This window comes from Moorena sp. SIO1F2, assembly GCF_010672755.1.
Classification (GTDB): domain Bacteria; phylum Cyanobacteriota; class Cyanobacteriia; order Cyanobacteriales; family Coleofasciculaceae; genus Moorena.
Genome location: NZ_JAAHFV010000032.1, coordinates 17047 through 37787 on the forward strand (window position 1 = coordinate 17047; position 20741 = coordinate 37787).

The 20741-nt window shown below is 43.9% G+C and carries 15 protein-coding genes; 10 read left to right on the forward strand and 5 right to left on the reverse strand.

Going from position 1 to position 20741, the window contains the following annotated elements; translation table 11 throughout:
• Positions 1-70 precede the first annotated feature (70 nt).
• The 4 genes from F6J94_RS06705 to F6J94_RS06720 all read left to right on the forward strand — a co-directional run bounded on the left by F6J94_RS06705 (position 71) and on the right by F6J94_RS06720 (position 7591).
• Complete coding sequence (locus F6J94_RS06705) at positions 71-3862, forward strand: response regulator (RefSeq protein ID WP_293038362.1); 3792 nt, start codon at positions 71-73, stop codon at positions 3860-3862.
• Between the two features lie 303 nt (positions 3863-4165).
• On the forward strand, positions 4166-4690 hold the full coding sequence (locus tag F6J94_RS06710; RefSeq protein ID WP_293026312.1) for a chemotaxis protein CheW: 525 nt from the start codon (positions 4166-4168) through the stop codon (positions 4688-4690).
• 723 nt (positions 4691-5413) lie between these two features.
• Positions 5414-6163 (forward strand): ABC transporter ATP-binding protein, encoded by a 750-nt coding sequence (locus F6J94_RS06715; protein WP_364303754.1) that lies wholly within the window; start codon positions 5414-5416, stop codon positions 6161-6163.
• A 213-nt stretch (positions 6164-6376) separates the two neighbouring features.
• A complete protein-coding gene (locus tag F6J94_RS06720) occupies positions 6377-7591 on the forward strand; it encodes a bifunctional sterol desaturase/short chain dehydrogenase (protein ID WP_293026342.1) in 1215 nt (404 codons plus the stop codon).
• Positions 7592-7630: 39 nt separating this feature from the next.
• On the opposite strand, the gene F6J94_RS06725 is transcribed toward F6J94_RS06720, so the two are convergent.
• The gene (locus F6J94_RS06725; protein ID WP_293038365.1) at positions 7631-8029 is read right to left on the reverse strand and encodes a DM13 domain-containing protein; all 399 of its coding nucleotides are present in this window, start codon (positions 8027-8029) and stop codon (positions 7631-7633) included.
• 613 nt (positions 8030-8642) lie between these two features.
• Here F6J94_RS06725 and F6J94_RS06730 point away from each other — a divergent pair.
• Positions 8643-10823: a glycosyltransferase gene (locus F6J94_RS06730; protein WP_293038368.1), complete on the forward strand. Its 2181-nt coding sequence runs from the start codon at positions 8643-8645 to the stop codon at positions 10821-10823.
• Between the two features lie 94 nt (positions 10824-10917).
• Here F6J94_RS06730 and F6J94_RS06735 read toward each other — a convergent pair whose 3' ends face one another.
• Positions 10918-11064, reverse strand: a complete 147-nt coding sequence (locus F6J94_RS06735; RefSeq protein WP_198954058.1) for a nucleoside hydrolase — start codon at positions 11062-11064, stop codon at positions 10918-10920.
• A gap of 351 nt (positions 11065-11415) precedes the next feature.
• A complete protein-coding gene (locus tag F6J94_RS06740; protein ID WP_293038373.1) occupies positions 11416-13101 on the reverse strand; it encodes an EF-hand domain-containing protein in 1686 nt (561 codons plus the stop codon).
• A gap of 624 nt (positions 13102-13725) precedes the next feature.
• Here F6J94_RS06740 and F6J94_RS06745 point away from each other — a divergent pair.
• The 5 genes from F6J94_RS06745 to F6J94_RS06765 all read left to right on the forward strand — a co-directional run bounded on the left by F6J94_RS06745 (position 13726) and on the right by F6J94_RS06765 (position 19120).
• Positions 13726-14766 (forward strand): amino acid ABC transporter substrate-binding protein, encoded by a 1041-nt coding sequence (locus tag F6J94_RS06745; protein ID WP_293026338.1) that lies wholly within the window; start codon positions 13726-13728, stop codon positions 14764-14766.
• A 484-nt stretch (positions 14767-15250) separates the two neighbouring features.
• Positions 15251-16420 carry an ABC transporter permease subunit gene (locus F6J94_RS06750; protein WP_293038376.1) on the forward strand — a complete coding sequence of 390 codons (1170 nt, stop codon included), beginning with the start codon at positions 15251-15253 and terminating at the stop codon, positions 16418-16420.
• A gap of 55 nt (positions 16421-16475) precedes the next feature.
• Entirely contained in the window at positions 16476-17693 is a 1218-nt protein-coding gene (locus tag F6J94_RS06755) for an amino acid ABC transporter permease (RefSeq protein ID WP_293038380.1), read from the forward strand.
• A gap of 382 nt (positions 17694-18075) precedes the next feature.
• Positions 18076-18867 carry an amino acid ABC transporter ATP-binding protein gene (locus F6J94_RS06760; protein WP_293030252.1) on the forward strand — a complete coding sequence of 264 codons (792 nt, stop codon included), beginning with the start codon at positions 18076-18078 and terminating at the stop codon, positions 18865-18867.
• 130 nt (positions 18868-18997) lie between these two features.
• The gene (locus F6J94_RS06765) at positions 18998-19120 is read left to right on the forward strand and encodes a hypothetical protein (RefSeq protein WP_293038383.1); all 123 of its coding nucleotides are present in this window, start codon (positions 18998-19000) and stop codon (positions 19118-19120) included.
• Here F6J94_RS06765 and ribD read toward each other — a convergent pair.
• Together ribD and F6J94_RS06775 are read right to left on the reverse strand one after the other, a co-directional pair.
• Complete coding sequence (ribD, locus tag F6J94_RS06770; protein ID WP_293038386.1) at positions 19070-20191, reverse strand: bifunctional diaminohydroxyphosphoribosylaminopyrimidine deaminase/5-amino-6-(5-phosphoribosylamino)uracil reductase RibD; 1122 nt, start codon at positions 20189-20191, stop codon at positions 19070-19072. The two genes, F6J94_RS06765 and ribD, sit on opposite strands and share 51 nt — an antisense overlap.
• Positions 20192-20308: 117 nt before the next feature.
• The coding region (locus F6J94_RS06775; protein WP_293038389.1) for a WD40 repeat domain-containing protein at positions 20309-20741 on the reverse strand (433 nt) is incomplete at its 5' end.

Genomic DNA, 20741 nt, shown 5'->3' on the forward strand with positions numbered 1-20741 from the left:
TATTTTGTTAATGACCAATGACCAATGACCAATTTCCAATTTTCTCTTGACCAATGACCAATGAAGAACCATGGCAACTCACTCTGAGATCCAAGACCAAGCCTATCAGTTTTTTATCGAAGAGGCACCAGAGCTGTTGCAACTGATCGAGACAGGCTTACTGAATCTCCAGCAAGAACGAACCACGGCTAAGATCCACGATTTAATGCGAGCCGCTCACTCCATCAAGGGAGGTGCTGCCAGTGTTGGGCTAGAGGCAATTAAAACCTTGGCTCATCGTCTCGAAGATATCTTCAAGGCTTTCTACAGCGACGAGGTACAACTTGATACTGAGCTAGAAAGCTTGCTGCTCAAAGCTTATGACTGCCTCCGGAACCCCCTCATCCAGCAAATTGAGCAAGGCTATTTTGACCCAGAGCAAGCCCTAGCCAGGGCTCAATCCACTTATGCCCAGATTGAAGAACGACTCGGTGATGCCCTAACACAGGTTGATAACTACATTCCTAGTTCCGGTGACTTAGGTATTGATATTGTATCCTCTATTTTTGAGGTTGATGTGGCTCAGGGACTAGAACGTCTTGCTTCTGTCCTAGCCAATCCCCAAAATTATGAGGTGGTGGGGGAATTAAAGGCACAAGCAGACGTATTTGCTGGCTTTGCTGAGTTACTGAACTTGTCCGGATTTGGAGCGATTGCCCAAACGGCTGTAGCGGCAGTAGAGCAAAATCCCCACCAAGTCTTGAAAATTATTGAACTGGCCCTAGCTGACTTTACAACAGGACGAGCTGCTGTACTAGCAGGCGATCGCACTCAAGGGGGAAATCCCTCGACTGCTCTAGTTGCTTTAACAGAAGCCCCTGCTCCTCCGGCTAATGACATCACAAATAGTCTAAATACCACCTCTGAATTTGAAGATATCTTTAGTGACTTTAACCTAGGCGAAGCAACCAATGCCTTTGAAGACTTTACCTTATCCGAGCAAACCGCTACCCAACCATCCCAACTGAATCCACTAGTCGAAGAGACTTTCGAGACCTCACCCACCCTTGCCGATCAGGAAACTGACCTAGATCAAGCAACTGTTGAGCCACCATCTTGGAAGGTTACCGACTCAGTTGATGTTACTGATATTTTTAACAACTTTAACCAAGATCAACAGACCTTACTCTTTGAAGACGTTGCTCTAGCCCAGGAAACTGAAACTACTGCCCAGCAACCCCAAGTGAACCTGCCAGCTCAGGAAGTTCCTCTGAGCCCACCGATTCTTGCTGATCTCAGAACTAGTGACTTGGGGCAAGCCAGTCAAGACATACCATCTGATCAATCTACGCCTTCAGAGGATCAAGTTAACCCAGTCCAAGAGGCAGAAGCATCTTTCCCAGAGGAAACCATTTCCCCGACAGCAGAAACTGTTCCACACTCGGAGCAAGACCAGCAAGACCTGAGTAACTCTAAGGCTGACCCTACCCCAGGATCTAAACCAGTAGCGAACTCGCCCAATCCATCAAGCACTGCTTCTGCTCCCCTCAAGAACTCATCCCTAGAGGTACCAAAAACCCTGGAAGCTGCTGTGGAAAAGATTGAACAAATCTTTGAAAGCCTGCCACCGCTCCAGGATATGCCTGCTTCAGATGTTCCATCACCACCAACCCTACCAGCAGCCGCATTCCTAGCCAATGAATTAGCTATCAACCAAACCACTCAATCGGCTAAATCCCAGCAGGATCAACCTACTCGACCTAATCAAGCTACTCCTAAGCCGTCAGACCATCCCAGCCAAAGTCCAACCTCTATCTCCCCCGAGAGTTCAGTCCGGGTTAACTTAAAGCGACTAGAACGGATGAACAATCTGGTAGGGGAACTGGTGATCAACCGCAATAGTATTGGACTGCAAAATGAACAATTACAAGCAGCAGTGCGGGAACTAACCCAAAGATTTGAACTTTGTCAAACCATTGTTAGTCAAATACAAGAGTTATCTGATCAGAGTCTAGCGAGTGCCTCAAGTGCTGGATCAATGGTGTCAAATCCTAGCTTTGCCTCCCTTAGTCAGAATGAGTTGAACCAGCAAGGGACGAATTCTGTCGGTGAGAGAAACTCACCCCAGCAATCGGTAACGTGGTCAGGCCAAAAGAGCCTAGAGAGTGAGTCAGACCCATTTAACAAACCCCTGTTTGATTCTTTGGAAATGGATAGCTATAGCAACGTCCATGCTTTGATCCAAGGACTACAAGAAGAAATGATGCTGCTTAAAGAAGCCGTGGGGGATATAACCCTATTTGCTCAGCAGTCTGATCAGACCTTGGAACAACAGCGGCAAATGCTTTCTCAGCTACGAGACGAGCTGATGTGGGCGCGGATGTTGCCTCTGGGTCAAGTACTCAACCGCTTTCCCCGGGCTTTACGGGATCTTTCTACCCAACACCACAAGCCAGCAAAACTCAAGCTTAGTGGTACAGGGGTTTTGGTGGATAGAGCAGTGCTGGAAAAACTTTATGACCCCTTACTACATTTACTCCGGAATGCTTTTGATCATGGCATTGAATCCCCTCAAATTCGGCGCAAACGAGGTAAATCAGAGGAAGGACAAATTGAAATTCGGGCCTATCATAAAGGCAATCAAACCATTATTCAAGTTAAGGATGACGGTGAAGGTCTTAATATTGAACGCATTCGTAAAAAAGTATTGGCCAAGGGATTGTTGTCAGCCAAACAAATTGCTAAAGCTCCCCCATCCCGACTGTTAAAGATGATTTTTGAGCCAGGATTTTCCACCGCAGCTAAAGTCAGTGAACTGTCTGGTAGGGGAGTAGGTTTAGATGTAGTACGCTCTCAAATTCGAGCTCTCAAAGGTAAAATCTCTGTCACCTCATCTCCAGGTAAGGGTACAACCTTTACCCTACGCCTGCCGTTAACTCTCACCATTGCTAAATTACTAATTGCTACAGTCGGTCCAATTGTTATCGCTTTACCATCAGACAGTATTGAGGAAATTGTAGTTCCCAAGGGGGATCAGATGCAAAAATCTGGGACAAAACGGTTTTTGCTATGGCGCGGACAAATGGTTCCCACTTATACCATGTCTGATCTTTTGGAATATAACTGTCCAGTCAGGGAAACTACTCCTAGCAAAGCTTTAGTCTATGTCCCCACTCCTGAAGATTGGGCATTACCTCTGGTAGTAATGCGTCGAGAGCAGCAGGCTTTTGGGTTAGAAATCGATCGCGTGATCACAGAGCAAGAGCTAGTGATTAAACCCTTTGGCAAAGTGCTTGCGGCTCCCAGTTATACCTATGGTTGTACCATCTTGGGGGATGGTAGTTTAATTCCGGTGATGGATGGTAACGCCCTGCTAGAGCAATTTTTAGCTCAAAGCCAAGAAGAGACTAAACCGAGAAGCTTGTCTCATATACTCGAAGCTACCACTAAGAAAAAGTCATCGGTTAACCGGACTCAAACTCCTGCTAAAACTGCTCCACTTCCCACAATTTTAATTGTGGATGATTCGACAGGTTTACGACGAACCTTGGCTATGAGCTTGCAAAAAGCGGGTTACCGAGTTTTACAGGCTCGGGATGGACACGAAGCCTTGGAACAATTGCGGCAAAGTTCGAAAGTGCAGATGATAATTTGTGATATTGAAATGCCGAATATGAACGGTTTTGAGTTTCTTGGTCAACGTCGCCAAGACCCTCAGTTATCAAAAATTACTATAGCAATGCTTACCTCTCGTAGCAGTGAAAAACATCAGCGTTTAGCAATGCATTTGGGGGCTAACGCTTACTTTACTAAACCTTATATTGAACAAGATTTTATTGGAAAAATAAAAAACATTATTGAACAAAGTAAATCTGAAGTTTAAGTATTAATTGATCAGCTAATGCGCTACAGATGGTGCTACTTGATGTGCTATCAGCCATTCCTAATCAGCGTTTAGCTCAAAGCAATAAGCAATTAGCTTCTTGAGGGGTCTCCACTACTAATCATTTACTTGCACCCATAGCCTTGAATTATAGTGCATCATTATACTTTTAATCCTAACTTTACCAACTTAGTCTGGTGAGTTAATCTATTTAATTACCATTGCTTACAAATCCTGATTATAATAATTGTAATTTTTAATCATTCATACTTATTTGAACAAGATGAAGATGAATTCGATATTATGAAAAATAACTTAATTGACTCCCAGCTGAGTGATAGTAATCGATTGCAAAATCAGAATACTACATCATTCTTAAAATTAGTGGTCTTTAGAATAGACAGCATCAATTTCGCATTTCCGATTGAGTGTGTAAAAAAAGTAATTAATTATACAACTGTTTATAGCAGTGGACTCAATGATATTGGCATTGCCCATATCGATGATCAGGAAATTCCTATTATCGACTTGCATCGCCGGTTATTTAAATCTAGCAAAATCAGCACTTCTAACCCAGGACGCTTCCTGCTGATTGCTCAAAATACAATGGGTGAACGATTTGGTATCCCTGTACTCAAAACACCGAATTTGATAGAGGTTTCCGTGAGTGATATTCGTACCCTACCAGAGTCTTTTCGTCAAGCTGATACCCTAGGAATTGCTAGTCATGTTGCGGTGATTCCCCAAGAAAATACATCTTTGACAGTCTTTTTGCTAGATGTTAATCAATTGCTGCCTTGGGTTTCTCAAAGTGCGAAAAGGGGTTAAGCATTGAGCAATCAGCAATCAGCTATCTTTGCCCCTAGCTTGATGGGATGGGGATAGTCCCAGTGGATGAGATTTATGTTATACTTTAGATTATAAAATAGCTATCTGCCAGAATTAAAGGTTAGGGGAGAAGTCCCGCGCTCTATCCGTGCTTGATGAGCGTCGTATGGGAGAGCCTTTTTCTGGGAATTGTGCCAAAAAGTTGCTAGCATCAAAAACGCGCTTTGACGATAACCAAGTTAAAAAACCTTGTTGCCAAAAAACCAACCAAGCAGAATCATCGGTCTTAGAAATTAGGACTGCTGGTGAGGGCAGGAATATAAGACCTGGGTTTGGGGAACTAAATTTAGGCAATTCCTTGTGAAGTCCGAATCCATTGCTGTAGCGTAAGCTCAGGCTATTGTAGTTCACAGGTGTAGCTTCCACCTACGCTTTTATCTACGATCCTTAGCACTATAAGGGATAAGGGTCAAGTAGAAGCAATCGGAACAAGTATCCGACAATACCCATCTAGAGATTAAGATGTAGCATAATAAGTCTTATCTCTAGCAGTAGAACTTATGGCCAGTCCCTCTGATGTGAAACAAAACGTTTTTATTCAGTGTAGGTCGCCGGTTCGCCGATCAACCTGCCAGAATCCCCTAGCTTTAGCGATGGGGAGTCGTCAATTTCCAGCAGTACGACCTAAGAGTCTAGTCAACGGGTGCTGCTAAAGTTTAATATATGGTGTTTCCCAAAAAACTGATTAAGGGCGGCTCTAAAGTATCTAAAGTTATAGATTTACCTAAGTATGGTATACGCTCCATTCTTGCTAAAGGGGTGCAGATGGACTTCGAGTCAGGACAAAACCGTGTTCAAGTCCTCAAAGGAATAGACTGGGAAGTCAAACGTGGTGATATCCAACTTTTAATGGGACCGTCTGGCTCTGGCAAGACTACCCTTTTGTCAATATTGGCGGGATTACTGACCCCGACATTAGGAAAAGTCTATTTACTGGGTCAAGAAATTACCGGTATGTCTAGAACTAAGCTGGCAGAGTTTCGACGAGAACACATTGGCTTTATTTTCCAACACTTCAACCTATTTCCAGCTCTGACAGCAGCAGAGAATGTGGAAGTTGTGCTAAACATTAAGGGCATTCGGGGGGTCAACGCTCGACAGCAGGCAAAAACCTTATTAGAGCAGGTTGGTTTAGAGGGGAAAGGACATCTTAGACCGAGTGACTTGTCAGGGGGGCAGAAGCAACGGGTAGCGATCGCGCGGGCTTTAGCTAAAGAGCCACCCCTAATTATGGCAGATGAGCCAACGGCAGCCTTGGACTCTCACAGTGGTCATACAGTCATTGAGCTTCTGCGTCGTCTGGCTAAGGATAAAGGCTGCACAGTGCTGATGGTAACCCACGATCCTCGTATTATCGATGTAGCTGACCAAGTGTCTTATATGGAAGATGGTATGTTGAAGGTTGATGGTTGAAGGTTGATGGTTGAAGGTTGAAGGTTGAAGGTTGATGGTTGATGGTTGAAGGTTGAAAGTTGATGGTTGAAAGTTGATGCTTCACAGGTGAGTGTTAACGGTCAACCGTGAGCATGTTAGTTTCACTTCTACCTACCTACCTAATTATGATGTGAATGGGCAATTTGCCAACACGACAAATTACTGTTCACTCTAGGCATCATAATCATGTTTATGGTAAATTTCTGGCTAGCTATAGGGGTTTTGGGACTGGGTTCTATTCTGTGGGTAGAACTGGTGCGAGACTTCTATCACCTCCTGTCCCATCACTGGAAACCTCTGTATCGCTTGCATGTGTGGCATCATCGGGTCTTCCGTCAGGATTTAACTGCTGTCAGTGATACCATATATCGACAGGCGCACTGGCGTAATGATGTGCCAGAAGCCTTGGTCATGCTAATGTTAGGCTTGGTGCTATGGTGGTTGGCTTATACCTGGACACCAGATATGCATTGGGCAGCTTTGGCTGGTTCTGTGTACTCTATGGTATTTCTATTTGGTGCGATCGCTCGTGGCTATGGCATCAAGGGAGCTGATAAGTTGACTGATGGAACCCACCTTCCGGGTCCATTCCTCTGTCCTCCTTCCGGTTGGATGGTAAATCGCAGCTACCATTGGCGACATCACTTTGATAACCAAAAGGCTTACTATGGCGGCACATTGACTTTAGTAGACAAACTGATGGGGACAGCACTATCGCTCCAAGGGAAAACTATTGCAGTGACGGGAGCATCGGGAACTTTGGGACAGTCACTGTTGTACCATCTCCAGCAACGGGGAGCAAAAGTGATTGCTCTGACCTCCCAAGAACAAACTGTTACGTTAAGTGTCAATGGTGAAAGCTTGCCAGTAAAAACCTTCACTTGGCAAGTGAGTAAAGAGTCCGAACTAGCCCCACATTTGGAAAATTTGGATATTCTAATTCTCAATCACGGCATCAATGTTCATCAAGAACGGACAGCCGATGCGATCGCAAAATCCTACGAGGTCAACACATTATCAAGTTGGCGGTTGCTGGAGATGTTTTTATCCACTGTTCGGACGAACCAAGATATTGCTCGCAAGGAAGTTTGGGTTAATACTTCGGAAGCGGAAGTTAGTCCAGCGTTTAGTCCTTTGTATGAACTGAGCAAACGTACCCTAGGAGACCTAGTTACCCTCCGTCGTCTAGATGCTCCTTGTGTAGTACGTAAACTAATCCTCGGACCATTTAAAAGTAATCTCAATCCGATTGGGGTCATGTCAGCGGATTGGGTAGCCCAACAAATCCTTAATCTAGCCACTCGTGATGTGCGTAACATCATTGTGACGATTAATCCGATAACCTATTTAGCGTTTCCAGTCAAGGAATTTTTTGTCAGCCTGTACTATAGGCTGTTTAGTCATTAGTCCTTAGGAACTTGCCTTAATTGCTACTAATTAGTGCTACTAATTACTAAGGGTGGCGTAGCCATTCGCGTAGCGTGGCCGAAAGGCCAAGGTGACGTTGAATTTACGGCACCATATTACTACAGAGCTAAAGTCTTCTGGATTAACATCAGCAGGGATACGGTACCCTTGAGTCCCACTGACCTGCTGAAGAGGACCAAGACTTTCATAATTTTCCTTACTGTAGGATTTGGGGACAGTTTGGCGGTGCAACAGCACCATTAAATCGGGTCCGTTATCGGTCTTAAAGGTTTCGTCAAACTTCAGGTAACGTTGTCCATTGTCTGTGACTAAACTTACCATGCCTTGAGTAGAATGGGCTGCTGTTACAAAATTTCCTGATCTACTTGTTGCCTGTGCCACTGTTCTAGCTGGTTCAGCAGCTGGAACAGTGGACACATCAATCTTGGTTGTCGTAGACCTAGAGGTAGAGGGTTTTGCCTGAACAGTACTCTTGATTCCCAGGTACTCCTGCTACACAACCTACGCTTAAAAAGGCAGTAGCACCAAAGATCGCTAAATAGTTAAGTTTGATCAGATTATCTATCTCGTGGAAACATTACTCTATTTGCTATTATGTCTAGTCTTCGGTAGCATTAGCCTGAGTTTTTGTTAAAAAATTTAGTGAATACTTCTCAACTCTAGCTCATTAAATATTTTATCCATTAACATATCCCAAACTTGGTAATTTAAGTAAATTTTAATATTTGGCTCAGGTTCTATTAATCTATTCTCAATATCATCTAGATTAGTCACATACTATTTTATTAGTTTGGTTGAGTTTAAAATAACAAGTTATGAGACAGTAATGGGTGTAATGGTGTTTCCAAATTCAAGGGGCAAATAATTGCTATAACCTTTATAATACCACACTTTTTAATGTCCTATTCCCTATTCCCTGCCCACAGCGCTATACCTGTTTTTAGACATGACAGTTCCCAAAGTGAGCTACCCAAACTCTAGGTGTTCTTCTAACAAACAAGTTTTTAGGTTACGAGCCGCAACGGTCGTGATGCTGATTCTATTTACTAGTTTTAGTGCGATCGCTTTAGCTTGGTTGACTGGTCAGGGGCAGATTACCCAGCTATTTGCTCAGCTGCATGTCTGGCAAATAAACCCACCGATGTGGCTGGAAGCACCAATGGTGACTCAGCACCACTACTTATTACTGCCAACAATTATCTTAATGGTAGTTGTGCTGGGGGTCACGAAACTCTCTCCCCGTCCTCGCACTTGGTCTAGAAATTTAGTGGTGGGGATTTTGCTAGCACTATTGGGACGATATCTGCTCTGGCGAATCTTCTCTACCCTCAATTTAGTGGATCCCCTTAATGGTGTCTTTAGCCTAGGATTATTTTTACTGGAAATGTTGTTGCTAACCAGCAGTATTATCCAGCTATTTTTAATGTTAAGGGTCAAAAACCGTAGCGCTCAGGCTTCCCAGTTATCAATAGATGTGATTTCAGGAAGGTTTAATCCTTCTGTGGATATCTTCATCCCAACCTATAATGAACCCTGTTTTATTTTAAAGCGAACAATTATGGGTTGTCAAGGGATAGATTATGACAACAAAAACGTTTATTTACTAGATGATACCAAACGTCAAAATGTCAAAGATCTAGCTGCTGAATTGGGGTGTAACTATATCACTCGTCCAGATAATTCCTATGCCAAAGCGGGAAACTTAAACCATGCTATTCCAAAAACATCAGGGGATTTGATTGTATTATTTGATGCTGATTTTGTCCCGACTAAAAATTTTCTGACTCGCACCGTAGGGTTTTTTAAAAATAGTAATGTCGGATTAGTCCAAACTCCTCAAAGCTTTTATAACCCTGACCCGATTGCCTACAATTTAGGTTTAGAAGATGTGCTACTGCCAGAAGAAGAGATATTTTATCGGCAAGTTCAGCCCATCAGGGATGGTGCTGGCGGTGTGGTTTGTTCCGGAACTTCCTTTGTTGTTAAACGTGATATTATAGAAGCGGCTGGTGGTTTTGTAACCGATTCTTTGTCTGAAGATTACTTTACTGGTATTCGGATAGCAGCAATGGGTTACCAAGTTATTTATTTAGATGAAAAACTTAGTGCTGGTTTAGCCGCAGAAAATATTGCTGCCCATGTAGCTCAACGATTGCGGTGGGCTCAAGGAACATTGCAGGCATTTTTTATTGATGCCAACCCTCTAACTATTCCGGGGTTAAAACCAATCCAAAGGCTAGCCCATTTAGATGGATTACTAAATTGGTTTACCGGTTTATCTCGCTTCGGATTCCTGTTAATGCCCCTAGCTTATTCATTTCTAGGGGTGATTCCCTTAAAAGCAACGGCTGCTGAATTGTTGTATTTCTTGCTACCTTATTATCTGATACAGCTCACAGTTTTTTCCTGGTTAAACCTTCGTTCCCGGTCAGGATTGTTGTCGGATATTTACTCATTGCCTTGGTGTGTTCCTCTGAGCTTGACAGTGATACAAGTCATGCTGAATCCCTTTGGCAAAGGATTTAAGGTCACACCCAAAGGCGTAAAACGCGATCGCTTTGTGTTTAACTCCAAGTTGGGATTGCCTTTGATTATCCTATTTATCGCTACAGCAGTTAGCCTATGGATGAATTTGAGTACTTCTGTGATGTATTGGGGAAGTGGGATATCAGCTACTGACGCTCAGATGATTCAAGGTCTGAGTCTAGGTTGGATTTGGAGTATCTATAACCTGATCATGTTGGGTATTGCTTTATTGATTGTAGTGGATGTCCCTAATCCTGACCTTTACCAGTGGTTCAAGTTGCGCCGAGTGGTGCGGCTTGAGATCTCAAATCAGACTGTCTGGGGTATGACCACCAAGATTTCAGAAATTGGTGCTCAAGTGGCTTTGACCGAGGTGGCTGATTTACGATTAGATAGCCCAAACACTGCCACTGAACCGTTGCCAGTGGAACTAGAGATGATCGAGGAAAAGCTAGAGTTGTCAGGAGTAGTTACTGAAATTGACAACAGTGGTGAAGAAGCTAGTCTACGAATTATGTTTGACCCATTAACTCTCCAAGAGCATCGCACTTTGGTAGAGATACTCTTTTGCCGTCCGGGTCGATGGCAGCGACGGGAAACTCCATCAGAAATGCGATCGCTTTTACTATTGTTTAAGATTTTGCTGAAACCGCGAGTGCTATTTGATCGCCAGGGTAGGAGTTGAGAAACTCTCAAGACTTTACCAGTGCCTGTATATCACAATTCTGGCGGGGTGACAATAGTAGCTAGAAGAATAGTAGCTAGAAACCAGACATAATCTATTGATCTTGCAGGGTGGTGCGATCGCGCTGCAGAGCTGTTGCAATATTGGTCAATGGTCCTAGAGCCACAATGGTCAAGTCGCTGCCATATTCCTGGGCGGCTTTCAGCAATACATCAACAGCATCTTCTGAAGAAGGCTCCATGGTAAGTTGGGGATACTTGGGCTGCCATCAGCATTTTTAAACTGATGCAGTTCTCCCAGTCCATCGGAGCCATGAATACCTGCAGCATTGAAGGGAGGACGAACCAGAGGTTTTTCACAGCCTTTTGCCACTAGGGGAGGCTGGTTTGGTTGAACAATGTCAATCACCCGCAACACATTATTAGCAGCTTGATGAAATCAATATTGCCAGCTAACACGGTGACTGATTTGAGCTCAATTTGTTCACAATTCAGAGCCATGATAATCGCGAGAGCATCATCAACACCCCCATCAGTACCCCCATCAGTATCGATAAATGGGACGGGCTTGGGAATTAAGCATTGTGTTCTCCTTACATTGCTAACGATGCCAGCTCATCCATCGATACCATACCATCTTTATCGACATCCAAAACCTCAAACATCAGGCTGATTAATCCTTTCTGGGTGCGGCCTGTCCGTTCTGCCAATGCTGCCCGTAGTTCTGGCGGGGAAATATAGCCATCCTGATTTTGATCGAGAAAGGCAAAGGCATTTTTGACACCCTGTTTCAGCTCTTCTCTGGTGATTTGCCCATCGCCATCGGCGTCCCATTCCTCATAATTAATTAGGACTCTCCAGGCATCTTTCATACAGCTTTCTACGATCAAGTTTTGGCCTGGAAGACATTGCTCCAAAGGTGGAACACCTCCATTTGCGTTGACATAATCTACCAACGGTTTGATTTGATCGAGCCCCCTCAGCAAGAATTGGACAATACTGAGGGTGTAAATCTTTTGGGGGTCAAATGGGGCGTGGTTAATGCTGACAATTTTCAGACTGGGGTAGTCTTCAACTACTACATCAAGATCGGCATGGAGAAAATTGGAGGCTTCCCGCTCGGGCGTGCCGCGAGTTTCGGCGATCGCCTCTTGTAAGATGTAGCCAGGCACCTGAATCAAGGCCATTTCGGTATCCAATGGCATCTCTTCCAACAAATCCCTATATGTGAACGATTCTCCCTTCTCATAGTCTCGCTTACCCCGAAAGGATCCTCCCTGGATCATAACTATATCGACATTTTTAAAGCTTTTCTTGATATAAGAACATAGGGTTGAGGCCACTTTTTCGGGTTGGAATCGCATCCGTTTAGAGGACATGGGTTCTTTCACCTCAAAAATTTCCACATCCATCAGGGAACCTAGAAAATTTTGGGTACTTTCTACAAACTTTTGGACCTTGGGATCGGCATCAAAATGGCTGGCTGGCAACAGATGAACAGCACTATGCCACTGCTCGGAAGCATCCCACCAGACATCAACAACAACCACATTAGTAGCATCAGCACCAGCCTTAACAATCAGGCTCCGCTCAATTTTCTCAATATAAATCTCATGCTCGTGCCCCCCAACAATTACAGGAACCTTACCACTAAGTTGGTCATCTTTCTGGATCCCCGTGGCTAGTTCCCGATCTTCGGCAATGGTCTGATGGGTCATCGGAATCAGCATGGTTGCGTCATTGGAACACTTAGACCAGGTTTCTTTTAACGCATCAAAGATGGGTTGAATGGTTAGGTTCGCCCCGGGTCGGAAAGTATTGATCTTACTAGTGCAAAATCCAGCAAAAGCAACTCTACGAGAACCTACTTCAACAATGTCATATTTCGGAAGCAGCTGACCACTGGCATCCACAATTGGCAAGTCCAAGATGTTGCTATTTAAGCATTTCCCTTCGTAGGTTTTAAAACGCTCACCTAGGACATCCACGCTGACATCGAATTCATGGTTGCCCAAGCAAATATAATCAATGTTGACTACCTTGAGCACGTCCAGCATGGCTTTACCGCCATCAAGGGAGGTAATTAAACAAGGAGAGAGAAAGTCCCCGCTGAGGCAGGCAATCACGATGGCATCTTCCGATGTTTCCTTCAGGGATTTAATCACTGTTTCCACGTAGGGATAATTCTTGATGTCGTAAACATCATTGATCGAAATGATTCTGAGATAGTTGCCCACCGCCTCTCGGGGTTTGGGCAGATACAATCGAGGAGTTGTCATTACAGGAAGTAATTTTTAGGAATATTTCAGTAATTTGATATAGAAAGAGGATAAACAAAGAGATAACCAAAAAATATAATTAAAATAGTTTCTTAAGAATTACACTGATGCCAGTGACGGCGTTACTGAATACACAGATGCATCCGGAGCAGGCACCGTAACATCCCAAGACTTGAGGTTTGGTCGTGATTTGGGACTACCTGTAGTCTAGAAATACTTATTTTTTTTACGTGCCTGTCCGGCTTATTACCACCTGAGTTTTTTAAAAAAACTTAAAAATAATTATAATTTAAAGTTTATAACTACAATAACTAAATTTCCCTGGTCTGAAGTTCCCGACAACTGCAGCGAAGTCTACTGTAATTACCCATTAGCAGCCGACGGATAGGATAGCCATCCGTGTCGAAATTATGATAATTTTTGATTTGATCGGAATTTCCCTACTCCCTACTCCCTACTCCCTACTCCCTACTCCCTGTTCCCTTTGCTAGATAACTAATCTAGCTGCATAAGTAATCTAACCAACTTGATCTAAAATGCAAGCAAGCTTAAGCAGCGGAAGCTCATGTCAGCTGATCGCGTGAGGCCGTTGTCTATCTAAAAAACAAGACCAAGAAAAAACTTATGCCTAAATGGAGTTCTCTGGTACTAGCCACTCTAGTATTAGTTGCACCCTTAACAGCCTGTGAAGGAGGTGGGACAAGCGCTACACAAAGCCGCTTAAATATAGTCAAGAGCCGTGGCAAGCTGATTTGTGGTGTTGACGGTGGCATTCCCGGATTTAGCTTTGTGGATGGGAGCGGAAACTACTCCGGGCTAGATGTGGATGTGTGTAAAGCAGTTGCTGCTGCTTTGTTTGATGACCCAGCAGCAGTAGAGTACCGTAACCTTGACTCCACGGAGCGATTTACCGCCGTCAAGACTGGTGAAGTGGATATGCTCTCGCGCAATACCACTTGGACTCTTAGCCGAGATAGCTCTACCAATAACTTAGAATTTGCCCCTACTACCTTTTATGATGGTCAGGGCATGATGGTGCGCAAAAACAGTGGGATTAAAACACTGAAAGATTTTCAAGGCAAATCCGTCTGTGTGGAAACTGGAACTACTACTGAGTTGAATTTAACCGACAAGATGCGGGAAGCAGGTGTTGAATTTGAGCCAGTGGTGTTTCAGAAAGCAGACCTTGCCTATACTGCCTATGACGAAGGACGTTGTGACGGCATGACTTCTGATAAATCCCAACTACTTGCCAAACGCAGCACTCTGCCTAAGCCTGAGGATCATATACTTCTAGATGTTACCATGTCCAAGGAACCCTTGGGACCAGTAACTGTTAATAATGACTCCGCTTGGTTTGATGTCGTTAAGTGGGTGACTTTCGCCTTGATTGAAGCAGAAGAGTTAGGCATTACTAAGGCGAATGTGGCACAAATGAGCAACAGTCCTAACCCGACTGTCAAACGCTTCCTGGGTGTTGAAGGTGACTTAGGCAAAGATCTCGGTTTAGAAAACGATTTTGCAGCGCGAGTGATTAAGCACGTGGGTAACTACGGCGAAGTCTATGACCGGAACTTGGGTAAAAGTTCTCAGTTCAAACTCAATCGGGGTCTGAATGACCTCTGGACTCGTGGGGGTATTTTGTATTCTCCACCCTTCCGTTAAGGGATTGTTAACTGTTTCAGGTTGAAGGTTGAAGGTTGGGGGTTGAATGTTGGAGGTTGAATGTTAACGGTAAACCTAAAACCTAAGAGGATCTTTTAGAAGTACCAAATGTTTGGCATGAGCCACGATTATCCCCGAAATCTGGGAGACTTTGAGCCAAATTACCCCCAAATTTGGGGGGCTAGGGAGCGGTTTCGAGTAGCATCCAACACTTTGAAAACTGCCTCTAAAACCTAAAATCTGTAACCTAAAACCTTTAACCTTTAACCAACCTACAACCTCCAACATTCAACCAACCAACCTTCAACCTTCAACCAACCAACCTTCAACCTTCAACCAACCAACCTTCAACATTCAACCAACCAACCTTCAACATTCAACCAACCAACCTTCAACCTTCAACCAACCAACCTTCAACCTTCAACCAACCAACCTTAAACCTTCAACCAACCAACCTGTAACCTGCAACCAAAACAACTAACTAATGACAAGCAATATAGGTCAAAAGCCTCCTTTGTGGCGAGATGACCGATTTTGGCGCATTGCCATACAAGTCCTATTTGTGCTAGTGGTGATTGCGGTCGTGGCATGGCTAGGCAGCAACTTAAGCCGAAATATTCAGCAACAAGCGATTAAATTGGGGTTTGATTTTCTGCAAGATGAAGCCAAATTTGGCATTGGCGATACCCCCATTCCCTACAAAGCCACTGACCCCTATAGCTATGCTTTATTGATCGGACTGGCTAATTCATTGCGGGTGATGGTGTTTGGGATTATCCTGACAACTATTGTTGGTATTACCGCCGGGATAGCTAGTTTTTCTGACAATTGGCTAGTGAGTAAGCTGAGTCTGCTTTATGTGGAAGTGGTGCGCAATACACCACTGCTGCTGCAATTGCTATTTTGGTACTTTGGGGTTTTCTTTCAACTGCCAAAACTGTCGGAAAAAATTCAGTTACCTGGGTCGATATTTTTGAGCAAGCGGGGAATTTATATTCCTTGGCCTCCCTTCACCACCCAGCTATTTCTGTGGTTGGTGGTTTTGCTAGTCGGTGCGATCGCAGCAGTTTTAATCTGGCAGTGGCGCACTAAACTGATGGTAGAACAAGCACAATCCGGTCAGCCGCAGTTAATTGCTTTAATTGCGATCGCAATTGCTGCTGTCTTAATTATCATCATCGGTTTTGGTTGGCAAAGACCCCAAGTTCTCGACACAGGTAATATTGAAGGCGGACTCCGGCTAACTATTGAGTTCTGTGCCTTACTAGCTGGTCTAGTCTTTTACACAGGTGCGTTTATCGCGGAAATTGTCCGAGCTGGAATAGAGTCAGTACAGAAGGGACAGTGGGAAGCAGCAAGATCCTTGGGACTTAAGTCAGGCTTAGCTATGCGGTTAGTTATTTTTCCCCAAGCCTTGCGGGTGATTATCCCTTCCCTAAACAGCCAGTATATGAACCTCGCCAAAAACTCCAGTTTAGCATCTGCGATTGGCTACCCAGATATCTACTCCATTGCTCAAACCACCTTCAACCAAGCCGGTCATGAAATAGAAATAATCGTGGTGATCATACCCCTGACCTATCTAACCATTAACCTGATCATTTCTTTCGTGATGAATCTGTTGAATCGGACAGTTCAATTGCAGGAAAGATAATTGGTTAACTTAATTGGTTAACTTAATTGGTTAACTGTTGACTTATAACTAGATAATGACTACTGTTAATTCTCAACCTCCTGAACTAGCACCACCCCCTGAACTACAGGTTAATCCAATTACCTGGATAAAGAAAAATTTATTTAGTAATTGGTATAATAGCCTATTAACGGTTAGTGTTTTATGGTTTCTATTCGTAACCGTTAAAGGCTTGATAACATGGGCAACCACTGAAGCCCAGTGGGATGTTATTAAAGATAACTTTCGTCTGTTTTTTGTAGGAACCTATCCCGCCACCGAAAACTGGCGTCCATGGTTGATTCTGGGGATTATTGTATTCCTATCCGGGATAACGTGGGGAGTTTTAGCAAGAAATGTTATCACTCTATTTAGTCGCAATGTGTTAATAGCTATTGTGATCAGTGGTGCTATCTTAGTTCTATTTCCAGTAGCAATTCCCTATCGCTTATTGCTCTTAGGAATACTAGTCTTACTGGTAGCTAGTGCTTGGGGAGGACAACAGGTTGCTAAAACTCAACCAAAACTGGGTAATTGGTTACCTTTAGCTTGGTTTATTGCATTATTAATCTTCCTGTGGCTTCTCGGAGGAGGACTCGGACTAAAACAGGTATCCACTAATCAATGGGGTGGTTTACTGCTGAATGTCTTAGCCGCAGTGATCAGTATTTTAATCTGTTTTCCCCTAGGTGTATTACTAGCCCTAGGACGACAAAGTACCTTACCAGTTGTGCGCGGCTTCTCTATCCTTTACATTGAACTAATTCGAGGATTACCGCTGATTGCAATTTTGTTCATCGGACAAGTAATTATTCCACTATTTCTACCATCAGGAATGCGACCAGACCGGGTGTTACGGGCAATAATCGGTCTGACTTTATTTAGCGCTGCTTACCTAGCCGAAAATGTCCGAGGAGGACTGCAATCTATACCTACAGGTCAAATCGAAGCTGCTAAAGCATTGGGTTTAAATACTCCTCTATCGGTAGGGCTGATTGTATTACCTCAGGCACTCAAAGCTGTTATTCCTGCCATTGTCGGTCAGTTTATTAGTCTATTTCAAGACACAACTCTCCTATTTGTTGTAGGTCTAGTGGAGTTGCTTGGTATTGGTGATTCTATCTTCGCCCAAGCCAAATTTGAAACCCCCTATCAAGAAGTTTATCTATTCGACGGAGTCCTATTCTGGTTATTTTGTTACGCCATGTCCACAGCCAGCCGACGTCTGGAAAAACAATTGAATGTAGACCATTGAATCTAGATTATAGCAATTATCATAGCTATGAGGTACACAATTTATGGATTTTAGGGAACAGGGAACGGGGAACAGGGAACAGGGAATAGGGAATAGTCCTGCGCTGCATGAAAACAGGGAATCAACGTCAAAGAATAAAATACCTCATAACTGCGATAAACGCTATATAACCTTAAACCTGTAACTTTGGCCTTTCGGCCACGCTACGCGAACAACCTGTAACTTTGGCCTTTCGGCCACGCTACGCGAACAACCTGTAACCTTAAACCTGTAACTTTGGCCTTTCGGCCACGCTACGCGAACAACCTGTAACTTTGGCCTTTCGGCCACGCTACGCGAACAACCTGTAACCCAATCAAACCTTACTCAAGGGAAAAGAATTATGACCAATCAACAACCGATCACTGCTCCTCAAGACCCAGTTAATTCCGGAGATACCGAATCAATGATCATCGCTCAAGATGTTCATAAGTGGTACACCAGCAACCAATTTCATGTTCTGCGTGGTGTCAGTCTAGAAGTCAAGAAAAAAGAAGTAGTGGTGATCATGGGGCCTAGTGGGTCTGGAAAATCCACGTTTATTCGGACATTTAATGCTTTAGAAGACTATCAAAAAGGAAAAATTGTTATTGATAGCATTGAACTCTCCCATGACTTGCGAAACATTGATACCATTCGCAAGGAAGTGGGGATGGTGTTCCAACAATTTAACTTATTTCCTCACCTGACTGTACTGCAAAATGTCACCCTTGCTCCCATTTGGGTGCGCCGCTGGAAAAAGGCAAAAGCTGAAGAAATTGCCATGCAGCTGTTAGAAAAAGTCGGTATTCTCGAACAAGCCAAGAAGTATCCCGGTCAACTGTCAGGGGGACAACAGCAACGGGTAGCTATTGCCCGTGCTTTGGCAATGCAGCCTAAAATTATGTTATTTGATGAGCCTACCTCAGCTCTAGACCCCGAGATGGTGCGAGAGGTACTCGATACCATGCGATCGCTTGCTGATTCTGGGATGACTATGGTTTGCGTTACCCACGAAGTAGGTTTTGCTAGAGAAGTCGCAGACCGAGTGGTATTAATGGCTGATGGGAAGTTGGTGGAAGAAAGTACACCCCAGGAATTTTTCAACAATCCTCAACATGAACGTACTAAGCAGTTTTTATCCCAAATTTTATAGGCATAGCCCTGTGCCCAGCGCTATAATTGCCAATTGACCACTGAAAATTATCAAATTTAAAATCAAATTTAAATTTGAATCAACTTTAAATTAACTAACACTTAAGAATGATATAGCGTTTCTAATAGTAATGAGGTACACAGGATTTTTTCCCTGTTCCCTGTTCCCTGTTCCCTGTTCCCTACTCCCTACTCCCTACTCCCTACTCCCTCTTAGAAGGTATATAACCTTCCACAACATAATCCGATCCTAGCTGACGCCAACTGACTCGTTCTAAGGTTAGAGCATCAGTCATGAGTGTCAAGCCCAAATCTCCTACCGGTGAGGGACCACCTTGACCACCGATGATTTTTGGAGCAATAAAGGCTACGATTTTTTGGACTGCACCATCTGCGATCGCATTTGCAGCTAAGATACCACCACATTCCCATAACACACTGGAAAGCTGCCTGTCATATAAATATGCCATTACTTGAGAAGGCGTCAGGGGATTCAATACCACCACCTCTACACCCTGGTTGACCAGATGTTGATATAAATCTCCCTCAGTTCCGACCTCTGTAAACACCAACGTAGGTACATCATCCGTCTGCCAAACACGAGCATCTCTGGGTAAGTCGAGGGTGCGACTCATGATCACCCGTAGGGGATTCGGTGCGTTTGGATTGTGGCTAGTCAAATTGGGGTTATCCTGACGCACCGTATTACCCCCCACAATCACTGCATCGCAAGCTGATCGCAGTTGATGCACCCAACTGCGGGACTTTTCCCCTGTAATCCATTTGCTGTGACCACTAGTAGCAGCAATTTTGCCATCTAAAGTCATGGCATACTTGAGAATTCCCAATGGACGCTGGTAAAGAATGCGATGAATAAAGCCTTCATTGAGCTGACGGCAAGCAGCCTCTTCCACACCTACCACCACTTCAATCCCAGCCGCCCTTAACCGTTCAATACCTTTTCCAGATACCCGTGGATCAGGGTCCACCATCCCCACCACTACTTTAGCGACTCCAGCCCTAATTAACGCTTCTGTACAAGGAGGGGTTCTACCATAGTGATTGCAAGGTTCCATATTCACGTAAACCGTTGCTCCCTCGCCATTTTCTCCAGCCTCTGAGAGGGCAAACACTTCCGCGTGAGGTTGACCAGCAGCGGGATGAAACCCTTCCCCAACAATTTCCCCATTCCGGACAATTACACAACCGACTAAAGGGTTGGGTGTAGTACGTCCCTCGGCTCGCCTTGCTAGTTGGATGCACCGCTGTATCATGGCTTGCGCCAAGGGAGTTTCAGGAAAAGATGTCACAGGAGAGTTGTCCATTCGTCTGTTACTATTGAGATTTTATTTGTAATCATCAGCATTTAATTAACTTTAACTCTAAACTTCATAAAATCAAAATTGCTCGCAAACAGCTCACCCAAACTAATTACTTACAAACTAATTACTTAACTGTGGAACCTGCCAGAGTTTGATTATCTTTTTCCCACCACTAGTAGCAATTGTCTGGCAATCAGGACTAATCGCAAAATATTCAATTGGATTTGGAAAACCATTTAGAGTATAGATTAGTTTTTCATTAGCAAAATCCCACACTTTTATCGTTTTATCTGCACTTCCACTGAACAACTTCTTACAATTAGCACCGATAGCTAGTTCTTCCACATAATTGGTATGATCATTTAGACTGTTGACTTCTTCCCCAGTATCTAGATTCCAAACTTTGATAGTATTGTCAGCACTAGCACTAAACAATCGTTGTCCATCCGGACTTATAGCTAGAGAATTAACAAAGCTATCATGACCTTTGAGAGTCCGGAGTACTTCCCCAGTGTTGATATCCCAAATTTTAATCGTCTTATCGGCACTCGCA